This window comes from Streptomyces sp. NPDC060049 (assembly GCF_042736715.1).
Lineage (GTDB): Bacteria > Actinomycetota > Actinomycetes > Streptomycetales > Streptomycetaceae > Streptomyces.
In genome coordinates this window covers 193,536-213,401 of the sequence record NZ_JBHWVV010000014.1, presented here as the reverse complement: position 1 = coordinate 213,401, position 19,866 = coordinate 193,536, and the positions used below count along the sequence as shown (strand labels likewise).

The 19,866-nt window shown below is 72.8% G+C and carries 18 protein-coding genes; 11 read left to right on the top strand and 7 right to left on the bottom strand.

Going from position 1 to position 19,866, the window contains the following annotated elements:
* Positions 1 to 95: 95 nt before the first annotated feature.
* The 3 genes from ACFWBY_RS25875 to ACFWBY_RS25865 all read right to left on the bottom strand — a co-directional run bounded on the left by ACFWBY_RS25875 (position 96) and on the right by ACFWBY_RS25865 (position 1,758).
* Positions 96 to 743 carry a DUF5063 domain-containing protein gene (locus ACFWBY_RS25875; RefSeq protein WP_385330907.1) on the bottom strand — a complete coding sequence of 216 codons (648 nt, stop codon included), beginning with the start codon at positions 741 to 743 and terminating at the stop codon, positions 96 to 98.
* On the bottom strand, positions 736 to 1,335 hold the full coding sequence (recR, locus tag ACFWBY_RS25870; RefSeq protein ID WP_215034995.1) for a recombination mediator RecR: 600 nt from the start codon (positions 1,333 to 1,335) through the stop codon (positions 736 to 738). The genes ACFWBY_RS25875 and recR overlap by 8 nt, the downstream gene beginning before the upstream one ends.
* Positions 1,336 to 1,413: 78 nt before the next feature.
* A complete protein-coding gene (locus ACFWBY_RS25865) occupies positions 1,414 to 1,758 on the bottom strand; it encodes a YbaB/EbfC family nucleoid-associated protein (protein ID WP_385330903.1) in 345 nt (114 codons plus the stop codon).
* Between the two features lie 275 nt (positions 1,759 to 2,033).
* On the opposite strand from ACFWBY_RS25865, the gene ACFWBY_RS25860 reads away from it, so the two are divergent.
* Positions 2,034 to 2,756: an SLATT domain-containing protein gene (locus ACFWBY_RS25860; RefSeq protein WP_385330901.1), complete on the top strand. Its 723-nt coding sequence runs from the start codon at positions 2,034 to 2,036 to the stop codon at positions 2,754 to 2,756.
* A gap of 98 nt (positions 2,757 to 2,854) precedes the next feature.
* On the opposite strand, the gene ACFWBY_RS25855 is transcribed toward ACFWBY_RS25860, so the two are convergent.
* The 4 genes from ACFWBY_RS25855 to ACFWBY_RS25840 all read right to left on the bottom strand — a co-directional run bounded on the left by ACFWBY_RS25855 (position 2,855) and on the right by ACFWBY_RS25840 (position 8,587).
* On the bottom strand, positions 2,855 to 3,505 hold the full coding sequence (locus tag ACFWBY_RS25855) for a hypothetical protein (RefSeq protein WP_385330898.1): 651 nt from the start codon (positions 3,503 to 3,505) through the stop codon (positions 2,855 to 2,857).
* 153 nt (positions 3,506 to 3,658) lie between these two features.
* Entirely contained in the window at positions 3,659 to 6,340 is a 2,682-nt protein-coding gene (locus ACFWBY_RS25850) for a glycosyltransferase family 2 protein (RefSeq protein WP_385409711.1), read from the bottom strand.
* A gap of 14 nt (positions 6,341 to 6,354) precedes the next feature.
* Positions 6,355 to 7,041: a GntR family transcriptional regulator gene (locus ACFWBY_RS25845; RefSeq protein WP_385330893.1), complete on the bottom strand. Its 687-nt coding sequence runs from the start codon at positions 7,039 to 7,041 to the stop codon at positions 6,355 to 6,357.
* Positions 7,042 to 7,234: 193 nt separating this feature from the next.
* Complete coding sequence (locus tag ACFWBY_RS25840; RefSeq protein ID WP_385330890.1) at positions 7,235 to 8,587, bottom strand: aspartate aminotransferase family protein; 1,353 nt, start codon at positions 8,585 to 8,587, stop codon at positions 7,235 to 7,237.
* Positions 8,588 to 8,802: 215 nt separating this feature from the next.
* On the opposite strand from ACFWBY_RS25840, the gene ACFWBY_RS25835 reads away from it, so the two are divergent.
* From ACFWBY_RS25835 to ACFWBY_RS25790, 10 genes are all read left to right on the top strand, one after another.
* Complete coding sequence (locus ACFWBY_RS25835) at positions 8,803 to 9,528, top strand: type 1 glutamine amidotransferase family protein (RefSeq protein WP_385330887.1); 726 nt, start codon at positions 8,803 to 8,805, stop codon at positions 9,526 to 9,528.
* A 643-nt stretch (positions 9,529 to 10,171) separates the two neighbouring features.
* Positions 10,172 to 10,636 (top strand): MarR family winged helix-turn-helix transcriptional regulator, encoded by a 465-nt coding sequence (locus ACFWBY_RS25830; protein ID WP_385343391.1) that lies wholly within the window; start codon positions 10,172 to 10,174, stop codon positions 10,634 to 10,636.
* Between the two features lie 287 nt (positions 10,637 to 10,923).
* The gene (locus tag ACFWBY_RS25825; protein WP_385343394.1) at positions 10,924 to 12,585 is read left to right on the top strand and encodes a serine/threonine-protein kinase; all 1,662 of its coding nucleotides are present in this window, start codon (positions 10,924 to 10,926) and stop codon (positions 12,583 to 12,585) included.
* A 70-nt stretch (positions 12,586 to 12,655) separates the two neighbouring features.
* Positions 12,656 to 13,093 carry a nuclear transport factor 2 family protein gene (locus ACFWBY_RS25820; protein WP_385343397.1) on the top strand — a complete coding sequence of 146 codons (438 nt, stop codon included), beginning with the start codon at positions 12,656 to 12,658 and terminating at the stop codon, positions 13,091 to 13,093.
* A gap of 158 nt (positions 13,094 to 13,251) precedes the next feature.
* Positions 13,252 to 14,304, top strand: a complete 1,053-nt coding sequence (locus tag ACFWBY_RS25815; RefSeq protein WP_385343400.1) for an alpha/beta hydrolase — start codon at positions 13,252 to 13,254, stop codon at positions 14,302 to 14,304.
* The gene (locus ACFWBY_RS25810; RefSeq protein WP_385343403.1) at positions 14,291 to 15,568 is read left to right on the top strand and encodes an acyltransferase; all 1,278 of its coding nucleotides are present in this window, start codon (positions 14,291 to 14,293) and stop codon (positions 15,566 to 15,568) included. The genes ACFWBY_RS25815 and ACFWBY_RS25810 overlap by 14 nt, the downstream gene beginning before the upstream one ends.
* Before the next feature lie 10 nt (positions 15,569 to 15,578).
* Positions 15,579 to 17,030 (top strand): sensor histidine kinase, encoded by a 1,452-nt coding sequence (locus tag ACFWBY_RS25805; RefSeq protein WP_385343406.1) that lies wholly within the window; start codon positions 15,579 to 15,581, stop codon positions 17,028 to 17,030.
* Positions 17,027 to 17,698 carry a response regulator gene (locus ACFWBY_RS25800; protein WP_385343408.1) on the top strand — a complete coding sequence of 224 codons (672 nt, stop codon included), beginning with the start codon at positions 17,027 to 17,029 and terminating at the stop codon, positions 17,696 to 17,698. The genes ACFWBY_RS25805 and ACFWBY_RS25800 overlap by 4 nt, the downstream gene beginning before the upstream one ends.
* 89 nt (positions 17,699 to 17,787) lie before the next feature.
* Positions 17,788 to 19,113: a sensor histidine kinase gene (locus ACFWBY_RS25795; RefSeq protein ID WP_385343411.1), complete on the top strand. Its 1,326-nt coding sequence runs from the start codon at positions 17,788 to 17,790 to the stop codon at positions 19,111 to 19,113.
* A complete protein-coding gene (locus ACFWBY_RS25790; RefSeq protein ID WP_385343413.1) occupies positions 19,110 to 19,769 on the top strand; it encodes a response regulator in 660 nt (219 codons plus the stop codon). The genes ACFWBY_RS25795 and ACFWBY_RS25790 overlap by 4 nt, the downstream gene beginning before the upstream one ends.
* Positions 19,770 to 19,866: the final 97 nt, after the last annotated feature.

The window sequence follows — 19,866 nt, the reverse complement described above, 5'->3', positions numbered from 1 at the left end:
GTCTAACGAGAGGCCGCGATCCGACCGCCTCGTACCACATCATGAGACGAAAAGATCAAAGCATACGTTCCCCGACGGGGATGGTGGGACAGCCCCTAATTGCGGCCGATGCCGCCGAGCTCCTCGGCCATGACCCGACCGGCCTGCTCGGCGAGGTCGTCCTCGGTGATGTCCTCGTCCGTGTCCAGCCCGTCCAGGGCCTGCAGCGGCTGGTCCAGCCGGACGTGCGCCACGAGCGACTGCAGGGCGCGCAGCGTGGCCGAGGCGGTGGGCCCCCAGTTGGTGAAGTACGAGAACTGCCACCACCACAGGGCTTCGGTGACCCGGCCCGCCTGGTAGTGGATGAGCCCGTGTCGCAGGTCCGCCACCACGTCGGCCAGGTCGTCGGAGATCCGGTGCGCGACGGGGGCCTTGCGCGGCTCGTAGGGGTCGAAGACCTCGGAATAGACGTCGACCGGCTCCAGCATCAGCGCGAACCGCTCGCGCAGGTCGTCCACATCCGGCTCGGGGCCCAGATCGGGCTCGTAGCGCTCGTCGGGCAGGACGTCCTGGTACGCGCCCAGCCTGCCGCCCGCCAGCAACAGCTGGGACACCTCCAGGAGGAGGAAGGGCACCGCGCTGTCCGGGTCCTCGCCCTTGGCCACTTCCGTGACCGCGACGATGAAGGACTCGATCTGGTCCGAAATCTGGACGGCGAAGTCGTCCGGATCCTGCCCCAGGGCGTGCAGCGTTGCGTCAGACATCGAGAAGTCGCCTTCCTTCAAAGGCACGCCCGAGCGTGACCTCGTCCGCGTACTCCAGATCTCCCCCGACGGGGAGCCCGCTGGCCAGGCGGGTGACCTTCAGGCCCATGGGCTTGATCATGCGGGCGAGGTAGGTGGCGGTCGCCTCGCCCTCCAGGTTCGGGTCGGTCGCGAGGATCAGCTCGGTGACCGCTCCGTCGGCCAGCCGCGCGAGCAGCTCACGGATGCGCAGGTCGTCCGGGCCGACGCCCTCGATCGGGCTGATCGCACCGCCGAGGACGTGGTACCGGCCCCGGAACTCGCGGGTCCGCTCGATCGCGACGACGTCCTTCGACTCCTCGACCACGCAGATGACCGACAGGTCGCGGCGCGGGTCGCGGCAGATGTTGCACCGCTCCTCCTGCGCCACGTTCCCGCACACCGCGCAGAACCGGACCTTGTCCTTGACCTCCAGCAGCGTGTGCGCGAGGCGGCGGACGTCGGTGGGCTCGGCCTGCAGGATGTGGAAGGCGATCCGCTGCGCGCTCTTGGGCCCGACGCCGGGCAGCCTGCCCAGTTCGTCGATCAGGTCCTGGACCACGCCTTCGTACAACGGACTGCCTTCTTTCGATATCGATATGGGGTGCCGGGGCTCGCGGGTGCGGGGCTCGCACGTGCGGGCCCGCGCGATCTAGAACGGGAGGCCGGGGATACCGCTGCCGCCGCCCAGACCCTGGGCCAGCGGCCCCAGCTTCTGCTGCTGGAGCTCCTGCGCGTTCTCGGTGGCCGCCTGGACCGCCGCGACCACGAGGTCCGCGAGCGTTTCCGTGTCCTCGGGGTCCACGGCCCTGGGGTCGATCACCAGTGCGCGCAGTTCACCGGAACCGGTCACGGTCGCCTTGACCAGTCCGCCGCCGGCCTGGCCCTCGACCTCGGTCCGCGCCAGCGCCTCCTGGGCCACGGCGAGGTCCTGCTGCATCTTCTGGGCCTGCTGGAGCAGCTGCTGCATGTCGGGCAGACCACCACCGGGAATCACAGGTCACTCACTCCGTAACTTCGTCGTGTCGGCCCGGGCGTCGGACCACTCGGTCAAATCCGAGCCTACGTGCTCCCCGGGCGCCGCGCCCTACGCCGTGAGGACCAACTCTTTCGAGTGAGAGATGAGGCGTGCGCGTACCTGCTGGGGCCCTCCTTGCGGGCGGAAATCCCGGGAATCGTCGCCCACCGCGTCTCATTCGAAGGTAGGAAGAGCATGCGCACCATTGCGCACACGCGCACCACCACACGTCAGCGCAGGCAGAGGGAGTGCCGGTGAGTCAGCCGGAGATGCAGCCCGAGGGGCCACCCCGGGATCCCGCAGAGGACGGCGACCTTACCGGCCGGCCGTTCCCTCTCGGGGACTGGGGCGAGCCCGCCGAGCGGCTCGACGAGCTCTACCGGCGGGTCGAGGCCGACGCGCTGCGCACCGCCGAGTGGTACCTCGCCGACCGGGCGTGGAAGCGCCGGGGCGCCCGCGTCCTGCGGGTCGGGGCGGCCGTGGGGGCGGTCGTGGGCTCCGCGATGCCGCTGCTGGAACTGACCGGCTCGGCCCACGGTGCGGCCTCGTACGGCTACCTCTCGCTCCTCCTGGCGGCGGCCTGCCTGGCCTGCGACCGGTTCTTCGGCCTGACCTCGGGCTGGATGCGGGACGTGGCGACGGCACAAGCCGTGCAGCGGCGCCTCCAGACCCTGCAGTTCGACTGGGCCTCGGAGAACGTCCGGGAGGTCCTGGGCCCTACGGAGGGCACCGCGAGCGAGGCGGCGGAACGATGTCTCACCGTGCTGCGGCGGTTCTCCGAGGACGTCACGGAGCTGGTGCGCTCCGAGACCGCGGAGTGGATGGTGGAGTTCAGCTCGGGCCCCGCGCCGCTCGTGATGCAGTCCCTGGGAGGTGGGTCCCGCTCGGACGCGTACGTCCCGCCGGCCCGCTTCCCCCTCCCCCCGGGCACCCGGCCGAACATGCCCCGGCAGAGACCGCCGGAACAGCCGCGCTAGGCCGTCCCTTTCGGATCTTGCGGGCCTGGAGGCGGAGCGAAGGGGCGGGTGCGGGCTCCGCGCAGCGACCCCGCACCCGCCCCGGCACACCGGGCGCGTCAACTGAAGATGATCATCGAGCCCTGTCCGAGGCTCCGGGTCGCCGCCGCGTGCAGCCCGAGCCACACGTGCCGCTCCCGCGCGAAGGGGCTGTCGTCGTACGGAATCGGCCCCGCGGGCTCCTCCAGCGACGTCGGCCGCCCCGGTGGCGCCGGCGCCACCGGCGGATTCCCGGGGTCTATCCCGATCGCGGGAGCCACCACGGCCAGCTCCCGCAGCAGGCCCTGGGCCGACCCCAGCGGGCCTCCACCGGCCAGGAGCTCCTCGTTGGCCAGGGGAACCGCGAAGTCCACCGGGACGTAGGCTCCCGCGTGGTCGTAGTGCCAGACCAGGTGCGACTGCTGGGCCGTCGACTCGAACATCTCCAGCAGCTGCTCGTAGTCCCCGCCCAGCTCGTCCACCGGCGTCACCGGCAGTCCGCAGATCTGGAGCAGGTACGCCCGCCGCAGGAAGTGCAGGGCGTCGTAGTCGAAACCGGCCACCGGGGCGACGTCCCCGGAGAGCCCCGGCATGTACGCGAACACCGGCACGGACGGCAGTCCGGCCTCGCCCAGCGCCTTGTCGTACGAGGCGATCTCTTCCGCGAACGGGTTGTCGGGGCTGTGGCACAGCACGTCGACAAGGGGGACCAGCCACAGGTCACAGGCCACTCGGCCTCCGATCAGTCGATTTCGCCGATCGGGACAGCGTAGTGCGCCGGACACGCTCCGCGAAGGGGGGAGCGCAACCCCGCACCGGAGCCGGTACCGCCCCGCGGGCTACCACGTGCCGTCCGGCGGGGCCTGGCGCGGCCGCGGCGGGGGTCAGGGTGTCCCCGGTCCCACCCTCCAGACCCACGCGTCCAGCACCTTCTCGGGCGTCCTGCCCAGCAGAGCGCTGATCAGGTCCCGCAGTTGGGTGTCCCGCTCCTGGACGGGCAGGACGACCGCGCCCGCCTTCCAGTACTCCAGGTCCTGGCGGGCCTGGGCCTGCCAGGACGGGGTGACCTCGGGCGGCTGCGCGCCGTAGCGGACGTCGCGCAGGAGGTTCGAGAGGTGCCTGGGGGTGGCCCCGTAGATGCCGATCCGGTCGGGTCCCCACGGACCGTTGAAGTAGCCGCCGGCCAGCCGGAAGCCGAAGTCCGCCTCCACCTGCCAGTGCAGCGCGTCCGCCTGGCCCGGGTCCGGCAGCGGTACCGGAACGAGTGCCTCGCCGTCCTTGACGTAGTCCTTCCAGGACCCGGAGGTGATGAAGGCGGGGACCGGCGCGCGGTCCCGGACGGTCAGCGGCAGCGGCAGCACAGGGATCAGCGCGGCCGCCGCCCCGAGCAGGCCGATCGTGCGCAGCTCGCGGGTGCGCATCCGCACGATCCGGTCGAGCGCGAGCGCGAGCAGGATGCCGAGGACGGGGGCGCAGACCATGGCGACGCGCCCCTCGATCACCGACTCGAAGAGCGGCAGCTCCACGATCAGCCGCCAGGGGCCGGGCAGCACGGTCTCCGTGCGCGGTACGGGCACCCACGGGCCCAACGACAGCAGCAGGGCCACGCAACCGGTGATCGCGAGGGCCCGCACGGTCCTGCTGCGCCACTGCCACACGCAGACGGCGACGCCGAAGGCCAGCAGGGGCCAGCCGTAGAAGGCGTTCTGCTCGGTCGTGTTCAGGGAGAGGCGGGCGGCCGTCTCGGGGTCGCCGAAGAGCGAGCGCCCGGCGTACTCGATGAGCGCGCGCGGGCTGTTCCCGGCGTTGTCGCCGTGCAGGATCGCGTGGTAGCTCTGCGGGCCGGAGAACTGCCAGAACAGCGGGACGGCCACCAGTGGCAGGCAGACGGCGAGGGCGATGGCCAGGCCGGTGCCCAGCGGCCGCGCGGCCGCGAGGGCACGGCGGCGGTCGACGAGCAGGCAGGCGAGGCAGTAGACCAGCATGCCGAGCGCGGCGATGAGCAGCGGCTCCTCGCCGATGAAGATCTGGTACGCCGCGAACAGCCCGAGCAGGACCCCGTCACGGGTCACGTTCCGGCCCCCGCACAGGCGCATGGCCCGGTCGATGATCAGCGGGATCATGAAGAGGACGACGAAGTTCGGGTGGCCGTTGGCGTGCGAGACCATCGGCGGCGCGAAGGCGGCGAGCGCCCCTCCGGCGGCGGCGGCCCAGCGGCCGCGCACGAGCCAGCGGCGGATCAGCCAGTACCAGGTCCAGGCGCTCGCGGCCATGCCGAGCGTGAGGACCAGCGCGAAGGTGACGGTCTCGCCGAAGAGCAGGGTGACGGGGATGAGCGGGACGTTCAGGCCGAGCATCGTGGCGTTCGCCATGAGGTTCACGCCGTCCGGCATGCCCTGGGCGAAGGTGAAGAGCGGATTGCGCAGGTGGGTGACGTTGTCGGTGGTGACGCCGACGAACCACTCCCACTGGTTCTGGTCCTGGAGCGCGTCCGCGAGGTAGCTGCCGTCGAGGTCGGCCCACAGGCCTTGGAAGACGTAGAGGGACAGGACGAGGAAGGCGGCGGCGACGGCGAGGCCGCCGGCGTTCAGGCGCAGCAGCTCGCGGAGCGCGAGGCGGCGCTCACCGGCGCGGCGGCGGGGGCGCGCGGTGCGTTCCGGGCGTACGGGGCCTGCGGTGCGGGGGTCCGCGGTGTCGGCGGTGGCTGCGGTGCGGGCGGCACGGGGCAGCCGGACCTCGGCCACGTGCCCGCCCTGGCGGCGGATCCAGCGCAGGACCTCGGCGTCGATGGCGGGGCCGTCGAGGGTGGAGGCACCGAAGGCGGCGCGGGCGTGGTCACCGTCGAAGAGGGCGAAGCCGCAGGTGTCGGCGCGGAATCCCGGTATGCCGGGCATGCCGACGGCGCGGACCAGACGGCTTCCGGACCGGCCGAGCACCGCGGCGGGGGCGGGGCTCGCGCCGGGGGCGGGGTCGAGGGACCGTCCCCGTTCCCCGGTCTGGTCCATGACGCGCTCCAGGCGGGCGAGCTCGTCGAGCGGAGTCGTGAGGCCGGCGTCGGTGATCAGGACCCGCCGGCCGGCGGACGCGAGCACTCCGGCACGCAGCGCGGCCCCCTTGCCGGGGCGCCGGCGGTGGCCTCCGGTCTTCCCGTCGGGCTGCTCGTCGGGCTGCTCGTCGAGGCGGATCAGCCTGATCCGCGGCTCGACGGCGGCTGCCGCCAGGACGGCACCGGCCGGGTCGTCGACGACGACGACGAGCTCCCAGTCGCCCGGCCCCGCACCGAGCAGGGCGTCGAGCCGCCCGGGGGCGTTGGTGAGCGTTTCGCGGATGCGGTCGTCGCCGGCCGGGGCGGGGATGACGACGGAGAGCCCGACGGCGCCGAGCCAGGGTGTCCCGGCCCGGGTCGTCCGGGCCGCCGGGTCCGCCCGGACCTCCCGGGCCTCCCGGACCGCGCTGTCCGCGCTGCTCGCGCTGTCCGCGCTGTCCGCGCCGCTCACGTTGTCCAAGCCCCTCACGTTCTCCGCACCGCTCACGCTGTCCGCGCCGCTCGCGCTGTCCGCGCTCACGCCGTTCTCCGCGGTCACCGACCGGCCGCCTTCGGTCCCAGGCCCGCGGCCCAGTCCAGATTGTGCTGGTTGTACGCGTGCACGAGGCGGCGTACCTCCTCGGCGTCCGCGCGGGTCACCGCGTCGATCAGTTCGTCGTGGCCGGACCACAGGCCGCCGCGCAGGTGCGGTTCCGCTTTCAGGTAGGGGACCGCGAAGACCCAGCACTGCACGCGCAGCCGGTGCAGGAACTCGGAGATGTAGGTGTTGCCGACCAGCCCGCTCAGCTCCCTCCAGAAGCGCAGGTCGTAGCCGATCAGCACGTCGAGCGAGCCGGTCAGCGACGCCCGCCGCGCCTCCTCCGCCCGACGGCGCACCGAGACCAGCCGCTCACCCGTGCCGGGAGCGGTGCCGTGTTCCACGAATCGGCGGAAGATTCCTTCCACGATCAGCGTTCGAGCCTCGATCATGCCCCGGAAATCATCCACGGTGAAGACGCGGACGCGGAAGCCGCGGTGCTGGACGGAGTCGAGCAGGCCCTGTCCCGCGAGGTCCACCAGGGCCTCGCGGACGGGGGTCGCGGAGACCTCGTACTGCTCGGCGATCTGCTTGACGGTGAACTCCGTGCCGGGCGGCAGGCGTCCCGCGAGCACCTCGTCCCGCAGCGCGTCCGCGATCTGCCGGCGAAGTGTGTTGCGAGTGACAGCGCCGCTGCCTGGCATAGGGGTCCGTCTCCATCTGTGGGCTTCGGACACCTTAGGCCAGTCGACGCGGCTGAAACTGATCGTTCTGTAGCCGCTTTGCGGATTCGGCGCGCGTTGTACGGACCGTTTACGAGCCCGTACGTACGCGAGCGGCCCCGCACGTGCCCCTTTCGGGGTCACACGAGCGGGGCCGCTGCGGAGGGCGGGCCGGTCAGGCGCGGGCGTGCCGGTCGGCGACGGTCAGGGCGTCGTCCAGCAGGGCCAGGCCCTCCTTGGCGTCCGCCTCCGTGATGTTGCACGGCGGAACCACGTGGGTCCGGTTCATGTTGACGAACGGCCACAGTCCGGACGCCTTGCAGGCGGCGGCGAATTCGGCCATCGGCGCGTTGTCCGCGCCGGCGGCGTTGTAGGGAACGAGCGGCTCGCGCGTCTCCTTGTCCCGTACGAGTTCCAGCGCCCAGAACGTCCCCAGGCCCCGCACCTCGCCGACCGAGGGGTGGCGCTCCGCGAGCTCGGCGAGGGCCGGACCGATCAGGTTCTCGCCGAGGTGGGCGGAGTGCTCGACGATGCCCTCCTCGTCCATTGCGGTGATCGTCGCGACGGCCGCGGCGCAGGCCAGGGGGTGGCCGGAGTAGGTCAGCCCGCCCGGGTAGGGGCGAGTGGCGAAGGTCTCGGCGATCTCGGCGGAGATCGCGACGCCGCCGAGGGGCACGTAGCCGCTGTTGACGCCCTTGGCGAAGGTGATCAGGTCGGGCGTGACGTCCCAGTGCTCGGCGGCGAACCACTTGCCGGTCCGGCCGAACCCCGACATGACCTCGTCCAGGATGAAGACGATCCCGTGGCGGTCGCAGAGCTCGCGCACGCCGGCCAGGTAACCGGGCGGCGGCGTCATGATCCCGGCCGTGCCGGGGACGGACTCGAGGATGATCGCGGCGATCGTCGCCGGCCCCTCGAAGGCGATGGTGTCGGCGAGGTGCTGGAGGGCTCGCGCGCACTCCTCGGCCTCGGTCGTCGCGTGGAAGGCCGAGCGGTAGAGGAAGGGTCCCCAGAAGTGCACGACGCCGGCGGCGGCCGTGTCCGAGGGCCAGCGGCGCGGGTCGCCGGTCAGGTTGATCGCGGCGGCGGTGGCGCCGTGGTACGAGCGGTAGGTGGAGAGCACCTTCTGCCGGCCGGTGTGCAGCCGGGCCATGCGGACGGCGTTCTCGACGGCCTCGGCGCCGCCGTTGGTGAAGAAGATCTTGTCGAGGTCGCCGGGGGTCCGCTGGGAGATGAGGCGTGCGGCCTCGGAGCGGACGTCGACGGCGAAACCGGGGGCCAGGGTGCAGAGCTTGGCCGCCTGCTCCTGGATGGCGGCGACGACCTTGGGGTGCTGGTGGCCGATGTTGGTGTTGACCAGCTGGGAGGAGAAGTCGAGGTAGCGCTTGCCGTCGTAGTCCCAGAAGTGCGACCCCTCGGCTCTGGCCACGGCGAGCGGGTCGATCAGGGCCTGGGCGGACCAGGAGTGGAAGACGTGGGCGCGGTCGGCGGCCTTGACGGTGGCGCCCGAGGTGACATGAGGGGTCATGCGGTCACGCTAGAAGTGCGCAGGTGGGGAGGGATATCGGCGGACTGTATGGGGGTGGGGGGCGGGTCTCGGCAGTCTGTATGGGGCGCAGCCGGCGCGGGAGTGCCAGGCGAGCGGGTCGCGAGGATGATTGACAGCAAGCTGTCGTTATGTGAGTCTGCTGTCATAGAGCTTGGCCCAGAAGAGGTACGGCAACGGCACCGGAGGCGAGCACGATGAGCGAGACCACAGCGGCAACCCAGTCGGGCACACGGTCGGGAACCCGGCGATCCGCGGAGACCGGCGAGACCGAGCAGGCGCGCGAGCAGGCCGGGGGGCGCAGCGGCGGCCGGCGGGTCCACCTCGCGGTCTACGACACCTACGCCGACTGGGAGACGGGCCACACCACCGCCCACCTGACCCAGCGCGGCTACGAGGTCCGCACGGTCGGCCTCACCGCCGAGGAGACCGTCACCACCATGGGCGGACTGCGCGTCCAGCCCGATCTGGCCCTGTCCGACCTGCGCCCCGAGGACTCCGCCCTCCTCATCCTGACCGGCGCCGGACTGTGGGACACCGGCGACGAGCTGACCCCCTTCGCGGCGAAGGCCGAGGAGTTCCTGGCCGCGGGCGTCCCGGTCGCGGCGATCTGCGGAGCCACGGCCGGCCTGGCCCGCGCCGGTGTCCTCGACGGACGTACGCACACCAGCGCGGCCCCCTTCTACCTCGGCGGCCAGCCCGGCTACTCGGGCGGCGCGCACTACGTCGAGGCCGACGCGGTCACGGACGGCGACCTGATCACGGCGGGCCCGACGGAGCCGGTGGCGTTCGCCCGCGAGGTCTTCGCCCGCCTGGGCGTGTACGAGCCTCCCGTCCTCGACGCGTGGTACCGCCTCTTCCACGACTCCGACGCGAGCGCCTACCCGGTCCTGATGGCGGCGACGGAGCCGAACGATGCCTGACCCCACGACGCACCCCGAAGCTGCCGACCCGGCCGGGTGCGGCGGTCCGGGCGAGGCTTCGGTTCCGGCGGGCCTGCCGGACGGGCCCGGAGGGCCGAGCGGGCCCGCGGGGTCGGGTGGGGCCGCGGGGTCGGGCGGAGACAGTGGCTCGGGCGGGGCCGCAGGGCCGGGCGGAGACGGTGGCTCGGGCGGGGCCGCGGGCTCGGGCGGGGCCGCAGGGCCGGGTGGGGCCGCGGGGTCGGGCGGAGACAGTGGCTCGGGCGGGGCCGCAGGGCCGGGCGGAGACAGTGGCTCGGGCGGGGCCGCGGGCTCGGGCGGGGCCGCAGGGCCGGGCGGGGCCGCAGGGCCGGGCGGGGCCGCAGGGCCGGGCGGGGCCGCAGGGCCGGGCGGGGCCGGAGCAGCGGGCGCAGCCGGGGAAAGCGGCGCAGCCGCAGGAACCCGCGCAGCCGAGGAAAGCGGCGCAGCCGGGGAAAGCGGCGCAGCCGGGGAAAGCGGCGCAGCCGGGGAAAGCGGCGCAGCCGGGGAAAGCGGCGCAGCCGCAGGAACCGGCGCAGCCGGGGAAAGCGGCGCAGCCGCAGGAACCGGCGCAGCCGAGGAAAGCGGCGCAGCCGGGAGCGGGGGCGGGGAGGAGTCCGTCCGCGCCTTGCAGGACCTGCTGAGCCGGACCGCCCTCGGCGTGTTCCGCCTGAACGGCCAGTTCCTCTCCGTATCGGAGGAGCTGGCCCGCCCCGCCGGCCTGACCGCGGCCTGGTGGCAGGTGCTGGGGGCCGTGCTCCGCGAACCCCTCTCCGTCGCCGGTATCGCCCGGGCCATGGGCATCACCCGGCAGAGCGTGCAACGCATCGCCGACCTGCTGGCCGCCAAGGAGCTCGCCGAGTACGTACCGAATCCCGCCCACCGCCGCGCGAAGCTGCTGCGCCCCACGGAAGCCGGCCGCGACGCCGTCGCGCTGATCGGCCCGGGCCACGCCTCCCTGGCCACCCGCCTCGCGGAGGCCCTGGGCGAGGACGGCTTCGCCGAGACGGTCCGTGTCCTCGAACGCCTCTCGGCCGTCATGGACACCTTGCCGCCCGACACGGCCGGCGCTGCCACTGCCCCAGCCCTTTAGGGGCCGCCCCGTCATCCCCGGTGGCCGCACGACGACAGCTACGACACCACGCGGCGTTGCCCGAACCCCCGTGTACGCCGCCCGGATGCACCCCATGCGAGGACGCTCTTCCGCCCAGCCTGCGCGCCTACGCCCGCGACCAGCGCCCCGCGCGCGGCGCCCCGGGCGTCCCCACGGACCGCGGCCCGGTCGCGTCGCCGCAGGCAAGCGCACCCCCAGACCCGGTGCCGCGCACGTCCGCACTATTGTCGTGCTCCGGCGAGTCCCAGGGGGAGGACCAACCTGTCATGGAACAACTGCATCCGCGGGACCCGCAGCACATCGGTCCGTACCGTCTGCTCGCACGCCTCGGCACGGGTGGCATGGGCCAGGTCTTCCTCGGCCGGTCCGACCACGACAGCACCGCCACCGACCGCGGCACCGACCTCGGCCCCGCCGCCGACCCCGACCGCGACACCGTCATCGGCACAGGCACAGGCACCGGCACCGCCGCCCACACCGCCGCCGTGAAGCTGATCCACCCCCACCTCGCCGCCCACCCCGGCTTCCGCGCCCGTTTCCGCCGCGAGGCCGCCGCCGCCCGTCTCGTCGGCGGAGCCTGGACCGCGCCCGTCCTGGACGCCGATCCCGACGCGGAGATCCCCTGGCTGGCCACCGCCTACATCGCCGGGCCGAGCCTGCGCCAAGCCGTCGGCCGCGACTTCGGCCCGCTGCCCGTCGAGTCCCTGCGGGTCCTGGCCGAGGGGCTCTCGTACGCCCTCCGGGACATCCACCGCGCCGGCCTCGTCCACCGGGACCTGAAGCCGGGCAACATCCTGCTCACCGTCGACGGCCCCCGCGTCATCGACTTCGGCATCGCCCGGACCCTGGAGGCCACCGGCGACCCCGCGCTCACGCAGACGGGCGAACTCCTGGGCTCCCCCGGGTTCCTCGCCCCCGAGCAGGTCCACGGCACGCCCGTGACCCCGGCCTGCGACGTCTTCGGTCTCGGCGCGGTGCTCGCCTACGCCGCCACCGGCCGACTGCCGTTCGGGGACCCGGAGCAGTCCGGAGGCATCGCCGCGCTCCTGATGCGGGTCACCGAAGCGGAACCCGACCTGGCGGGCGTGCCGCCCGAACTGCGTGACGTCGTACGCGACTGCCTGAGCAAGGATCCGGCCGCGCGGCCGACCCCCGACGAGGTGCTCGCGAGGGTCGCCGCGAAGGACGGGAGCGAGCAGGGTCCGTGGCTGCCCGAGCCGCTCATCGCGCGGCTCGACCAACACGCCCTGGCCCTGCTGGACCGCGAGCAGGCCGGCCCGGACCGCCCCGCGGACCGGGCTCCCGCTCCGGCTCCGGGTCCGGCTCCGGCGTCCGCTCCCGTCCCGCAGGCGGCCTCGGCCCCTACCCTGCACGCCGGGGAAGCGGAAGCGTCGGAGCCCGCGACGCGGTCCCGCACGCACCCCCGCGCCCGGTCCGCTTCCACGGCCTTGCTCCTCGCCGTCTCGGCGGTCGTCGCCGTCGCGGCGGGCGGCACGGTGTACACCGTCATGAGCGGCGACGGCGAAGACCGGCGGACGTCCACCGCGAGCGCCCCGCCCACCACGGAGGCCACGGCCGCCGCTTCCACCACTCCCGTCACTCCCGCGACGCTTCCCGAGGCCTACGTCGGCTCTTGGCGCGCCACTTCCAGCGGCCAGACCTGGGTGCTCACCCTCACTCCCGGCGCGGCCGGCGCCCCCGTCATGTCCCTGACCGTCCAGGCTCCCGGCCTGGCCTGCGCCTGGAGCGCGCCGCTGCGCTCCGCCGCCCCCGGAACGGTGGGGCTCGATCCCTCCGCCGTCACTTCCGGCGTCCCGCCGACCTGTTCGCCGGGCGGTCGCAGCACGCTGCGGCTGCTTCCCGACGGCAGCCTGGTCCGGGAGCTCGAAAACAGTGCGAGCGCCCCGCTCACGTACCGTCGACGGTAATTATTTCGATGTCAATAAGCCTGCGAGCAGAGCTTGTTGCTTCCGACAGCCCCACCGCACACTGCGGCACATGGAGCCGTTGAAGGTAGTGGCACGAGTGTGGGAGCGGATCGAGGCACGCGACTGGGACGGGCTGGCCCCGCTGATCGCCGAGGACGCGGTGATCGAATGGCCCGTCAGCAGTGAAAGGATCGTCGGGCGCGCCAACTTCATCTCCGTCATCAGCGACGACGACCACGCGGACGAGAGATCCGTCGAAGTCCTGCGGATCCTCGCGGACGGCGACCTCGTCGTCACCGAGGTGGAGATACCTGAGGACCACGTCGTCTACCGCGCCGTCTCCCTGTGGACCGTGCGGGACGGGGAGGTCGTGGGAGCGCGGGAATACTGGACCAGCCCCGGCCAGGACCCGGCCCCGCGCTGGCGCTCGGGCTACGTCGAACCCCTCCTCGACCCGCTCGCCGACCCGCTGGCCGATCCGCTCGCCGATCCGCTCGCCTTGCCCTGAACCGGCTTACGACCCCCCTGAGTAGCCCCTGTCATACCTGAGAGCTACTTGGCACAACGGCTCTCCAGTGGGACGCCGACCATGGCCTCCGGTTCCTAACTTCGTGATCAGAGAAGAACGCAGCACCGCCCCTCTGGCACGAGCGAAGGAACCGACCCATGAGCCGCCGCCCCACCGCACGTCCCGACGGCCGCCACCGCGGCCGTCTGCGCCGCACGCTGCTGGCCGGGCTCGTCTCCGCGGCCGTCGTGGTCCCCGTCTCCGCCGCCGCCTCCCCCCAAGTGCCCGCCCCCGCACCGGCGGTCCTCACCGACGGCGCCAACCTCCCCTCCCGGTATGCCGCCAACCTCGCGAACCTCACCGAGGCCGCAGGGATGGCCCAGGACGCGGGCCGCACCGGCCGGGCCGCGAAGCTCCGGGCCATGGAGGCGGCCGGGGACGCCCGGTTCCTCGTCTTCGACGGGCGCGGCAGGGGCCGTGCGATAGAGGTGTTCGGCGATCTTGAGAGCGCGGACCGGGTCAGCGTGCTGGTACCCGGTTCGGACACGACGCTGGACACCTACCAGAGGTTCCGTGCCGGGGCGGTCTCCCTGCAGCAGCGCCTCCAGGCCGAGCATCCGCGCTCCGCCGTGGTCGCCTGGCTCGGGTACGACACCCCCGGCACGGTCAGTGCGACGGTGCTGACCACCGGCCGGGCGGACGCGGCCGCCGCCGAACTGGAGCCGTTCCTCACCCGCTTGGAGCGGGCGACGGTTCCCGACGCCCGGCTCTCGCTGCTCTGTCACTCCTACGGATCCGTCGTCTGCGCCCGCACCCCTACGGGCCCCAAGGTCACCGAGGTCGCGCTGTTCGGCAGCCCGGGTACGGGGGCCGGTACCGCCTCGGACCTGCCGACCGGTGCCCGGGTGTGGGCCGGCCGGGGCACCGGCGACTGGATCGGCCACGTCCCGCACGTCCGCGTCGCCGGGATGGGCTTCGGCACCGATCCGGTGGACCCGGCCTTCGGAGCCCGCCTCTTCGCGGCCGGCTCCGGCGGGCACAGCGACTACCTCAAGCCGGGCACCGAGTCCCTGAACAGTCTGGCGGGGATCGTGCTCGGCACCTCTCCGGCGGCCCGGCCCGCCGGCGTCACCGCCCTCGCGCCGTCCCTCGTGGCGCACGTCGTCCCGTCGGCTGTCACCGCTCCGGAGGCCTCCCGTGCCGTCGCTTGAGCCGCACGCCCGCTGGTCCGTTCTCGCGGACCGCATCGCCGCCGCCACCCCCGCCCACCGGGACCGGTCCGTGGACGCGCTACGGGCCTTCGCCATCCTCGGTGTGGTGCTGGGCCACTGGCTGGTCACCGCCCTCACCAGCGTCGACGGAGACCTGCGGACCACCAGCCCGCTGGCCCACATGAGCGGACTGGCCCCGGTGTCCTGGGTGTTCCAGACCCTGGCCGTGTTCTTCCTCGTCGGCGGCCATGTCGCCGCGCAGGGGTACCAGTCGGCGCGCGGACGCGGAGTCTCCTACGGCCAGTGGGTCGGGCAGCGACTGGGCAGGCTGTTCCGGCCGGTCGCCGCGGTCCTCGTCCTCTGGACCGTCACCGCCGGCGGAATGCTGGTCGGCGGGGTCGGGACGTCCACCGTCCACACGCTGCTGAAGCTCGTCCTCTCCCCGCTGTGGTTCCTCCTCGTCTTCGCCGCGCTCACCGCCGTGACCCCGCTCGTGTCCCGGCTCAGCCCTCTGTGGCCGGTGGCCGTGGTGGCCGTCGTCGACGTCTCGCGTTTCGCCCTCGGCGGGCCGCAATGGATCGGCTGGGTCAATGTGGCAGCCGGCTGGCTGGTCCCCTACACCCTGGGCGCGGCCTGGTCGCGGGGCGCGTTCTCCCGGCGCGGCCGGGCGGCCCTGCTGCTGCTGGGTGGCGGGATCACCGCAACGGCCGCGCTGATCCTCTGGGGCGGGTATCCGGCGTCCATGGTCGGCGTCCCCGGAGCCGCGGTATCGAACTTGAACCCGCCGACGCTGGCCGCCGTCGCGTTCGGCCTGGCGCAGTGCGGGCTCGCGCTCCTGCTGCGGGAACCGCTGGCCCGGGCGATGAGCCGGCCGCGCGCCTGGGCGAAGGTGGCCCTGGTGAACCTCTCCGCCATGACCGTCTTCCTGTGGCACCAGACCGCCATGATGGCCGTCACCGCCCTGGGGCTGCTGGTCTCCACGGACCTGCCCGGACTCCACACCGTGCCCGACTCCGTCGGGTGGATAGTCGTACGGCTGCTCTGGCTGCCGGTGTTCGCGGCCGCCCTGACCGTCTGCTGGGCCGCGTTCCGCACCTACGAGCAAGGCGGCCGGCGCCCCAAGCGCCGTGCCCCGCGCGGAGCGTCACGGGCGCCGGCGACCGCCTCGCGGATCGTCGCCTCGTCCGTCCAGGCCGAGAGGAACAACCTGCCCGGCGTGGTCGGCGGACCGGAGGCCCCGAACAAGGAGGCGCTCCGTGCCTAGGCTTGGCGGCGTGAACGAGCAGAGCGAGCCCCCGATCTCGGCCCCGGCACGACCGACCGCCACGGCCCCGGCCGTGTCCGGGTCCGTGGCCGCTTCGGCGTCCGCGTCTGCGTCCGCGTCGGCGTCCGGCGTGGGCCCGGGCGCGGGTTCCGGCAGCAGGCGTGCCAGGACTGCGGCCGTGGTGCGGAGCGTGGCCCGCGACCTGCTCGACCTGAAGTCCGATCCGCTTCCGAAGATGTCGCGGCCGCGCTGGCTGGCCTGGCTCCCCCATGTGGCGCTCGGCTATCTGGCGGTGTTCTTCGTCTCCGTCACGCTGGACCAGGTCGCCGACCACTACAAGGTGACCGGCGCGTCCGAGCTGCTGCTGTCCCTCCTGGTCGGCGTGTCCATCGCGGTCGCGGTACGGCGGCCGCTGGCCGGGTACTGGCTCGGCCTGACCGCGGCGGCGCTGATCGCCTGGGCGATCCACGGCCACGTCGGTCAGGGCCAGAGCTGGCCCTGGCTGCCCGCCGGGATATTCGCCTTCGCCCCCGTGCTGTTGCTGGTGTCCCTGCGGGTACCGCCCCGGGTGACCGTGGGCGCGGTCGCCGTCGCCGTCGCCTGCACCGGACTGGCCGAGGCCCTCCTCAAACCCGAGCACAGCGGGAGCAGCACCCCCGGAACAACCCTGCTCTTCGCGTTCACCGGCCTCCTCGGCTACGCCCTGCGCTCGACGCGCCTGGCCCGCACCAAGCTGGTCGAGCAGGAGACCCTCACGGAGGAGGAGCGTGCCCGGCGCACCCTGCTGGAGGAGCGCAGCCGGATCGCCCGCGAGCTGCACGACGTCGTGGCCCACCACATGTCGGTCATCTCCATCCAGGCGCAGGTGGCCCCGTACCTCGTGGAGAACCCTTCGGAGGAGCTCAAGGAGAACCTGGCCGGCATCCGGGCGAACGCGGTGGAGGCGCTGACGGAGTTGCGCCGCGTGCTGGGCGTCCTGCGCTCCGAGCATGCGGACGACTCCTCCGATTCCCATCAGCCGCAGCCCACGCTGGCCGAGTTGGGCGGCCTCGTGGACAACGTGCGGGCCGCCGGACTGGACGTCACCACCGAGATCGCGGGCGTGCGCCGACCGCTGTCCCCGGGCGTGGAGCTGACCGCCTACCGGATCGTGCAGGAGGCGCTGAGCAACTGCCTCCGCTACGCGCCCGGCTCCCGTGTGGAGGTCGGCCTCGCCTACGGGCCGCGCGAGCTGCACGTGTGCGTCGCCAACTCCGCGCCCACGCGGCCCGTCCCGCCGTCGCCCGGAGCGGGGCACGGGCTGCTGGGGATGCGGGAGCGAGCGGGCATGCTGGGGGGCGAGCTGGCCGCCGGTCACCGCCCCAGCGGGGGGTACGAGGTGAGCGCCGTGCTCCCCGTGGACCCCGGGCCACCGGGCGGAGGCTTCTCCCCCGCCCCCGGGATGAAGAAGGAGGACTCATGACCGCGCCGATCAAGGTGATGATCGCCGACGACCAGATGATGGTCCGGCAGGGCTTCACCGTGCTCCTCGACGCCCAGCCTGACATCGAGGTGGTCGGCCAGGCAGTCGACGGCACCGAGGCCGTGGCGAAGGTCGCCGAGCTGGTGCCCGACGTGGTCCTGATGGACATCCGCATGCCAGGCATGGGCGGCATCGAGGCCACCTCCCTCATCACCGCCGCCCCGGGCTCCACGGTGAAGGTGCTGGTGCTGACCACCTTCGACCTCGACGAGTACGTCTATGAGGCGCTGCGCGCCGGCGCCTCGGGCTTCCTCCTCAAGGACGCTTCGGCCGATCAGCTGGCGGAGGCCGTCCGGGTGATCGCCGCCGGGGAGGCCCTCCTCGCGCCGAACATCACCAAGCGCCTGATCACGGAGTTCTCCCGGCTGGGGGCTCCCCGGGCGCCTTCGAGGGCGCGGATCGACGAGCTGACCGAGCGGGAGACCGAGGTGCTGTCGCTGGTCGCCCAGGGCATGTCGAATGCGGAGATCGCCGAGCACCTGGTCCTGGCCGAGCAGACGGTCAAGACGCACGTGGGGCGGATCCTGGTGAAGTTGGGCCTCCGGGACCGCACGCAGGCCGCGGTCTTCGCCTACGAGACGGGTCTGATCCGCCCGGCGGGCTACTGAGCCGGCCCGGGTAGTACTTGAGGGGGACCCCGGGAAATCCCCTTCAGCGGCGACGCGGACGAGGTCGCGGCCGACCTACCGTGGGGACCATGAGCAAGACGACCCCCGGGGCCACCCCCCGGACACCCGAGTTGCGGCTGGCTTCGGGCTTCATCCAGAGCCTGCGCCAGGATCTGATCACCGATGCCTTCGCCTACCGTCCGCTGCCCCTGATGCGCACGGACGGGCCGCTGACCCGGCGCCTCCCCCGGCGGATACGGCGGGAGGCCGTATACCTGCCGCATGCGGCCGTGTGTCTGACGGCGTTCCTCGTGGTGACCTTCACCTCGGTCACCAGCGGACTGTCTCCGGCCGGCGGCCTGGTGATGGGGCTGATAGCGGCCGCCCCGATCGCGATGACCCTGGTGCGGCCGGTGGGGGCGTTCTGGGCCGCTGTGGCGGTCACCTTGGTCTTCTCGGTCGTCAACAGCTCGGATCCCAACTGGCCCTGGTCACCGAGCTCGTTCGTCATGTACCTCGTGACGGTGACCGTGGTGGCGATGCGGACCAGGCCCCGGACCGCCGGTTGGATGTGGTTGACCACAGTGGCGATCGGCGTCGGGATGTCCGTCGTGCTGGGCCACGGCAACGCCATCACCCTCGGCCCGATGACCTTCATCTCGGCGATCGCCCTGCTGACGGTCAGCGTCCGCAACATCCGCAAGCAGGCGGAGCAGGAGGTGACCGCGCAGCAGGAGGTCACGGCCGTCGAGCGGGACCGGCGGACGCTGCTGGAGGAGCGGACCACGATCGCGCGGGAGCTGCACGACGTGGTCGCCCACCACATGTCGGTGGTGGCCATCCAGGCGGAGGCAGCGCCCTACCGGGTGAAGAATCCGCCGCCGGAGCTGGAGGCGGCGTTCGTCACCATCCGGGAGAACGCGGTGGCGGCCCTGACCGAGCTGCGCCGGGTGCTGGGCGTGGTCCGCTCCGCGGACTACGAGGCGCCGGACGCCCCGCAGCCGACGCTGGCCTCGCTGGACGGGCTGCTGGCCAATGTGCGGGAGGCCGGACTGAGCGTGGAGAAGACGGTGACGGGCGCCGTGCGCGAGCTGCCTCCGGGTGTGGAGCTGTCGGCCTACCGGATCATCCAGGAGGCCCTGAGCAACACCTTGCGGCACGCGCCGGGCGCGGCGACGGGTGTCGAGGTCTCCTACGTACTGGGCGGTCTGGGCATACGGATCGTCAATGAGGCCGCGACCGGGGACGCCCGGCCCTCGCCGGGAGCCGGGCAGGGGATCACGGGGATGCGTGAGCGGGTCGCCATGCTGGAGGGAGAGATGACAGCCGGCGAGACGGCCGGCGGAGGGTACGAGGTGGCGGTGTTCATACCGGTGGCGACCGGTCACCCGGAGCCTGCGAAGGACCCGGCATGACGATCAGGGTGCTCATCGTCGACGACCAGATGATGGTCCGGGAGGGTTTCTCCGTCCTGCTGAACGCGATGGACGGCATCGAGGTGGCCGGGGAGGCGGTTAACGGGCGGGAGGCCATAGCGCAGGTGGCGGCGCTGAGGCCGGACGTGGTGCTGATGGACATCCGGATGCCGGAGATGAACGGCCTGGAGGCGACGCGGGAGATCGTGGCCGCCGACACGAACGCGAAAGTGCTGGTCCTGACGACCTTCGACCTCGACGAGTACGTGTACCAGGCGCTGCGGGCCGGGGCCTCCGGCTTCCTCCTCAAGGACGCCTCCGCCCGCCAACTGGCCGACGGAGTAAGGGTGGTGGCCGCCGGGGAGGCATTGCTCGCCCCCTCGGTGACCAAGCGGCTGATCACCGAGTTCTCGAAACTGTCGGAGTTCCGGCCGCATCCGAGCTCGGCGGCGGTCGCGGAGCTGACGGATCGGGAGACGGAGGTGCTGGTGTTGATCGCTCAGGGGCTGTCCAACGCGGAGATAGCGGACCGTCTGATCATCGCCGAGTCCACCATCAAGACGCACGTCAGCCGGGTCCTGGTGAAGCTGGGCCTGCGGGACCGCACGCAGGCAGCGGTGTTCGCGTACGAGACCCGTCTGGTGACCCCGGCTTAGCGGATCCGAAAAGTTGTCCACAGCTGTGGACAACTTTTCGGACGGGGGAATTCCGGGGCTTCAGGTCGGCAGGCCGCGGCTGCACGCGCACCGCGTC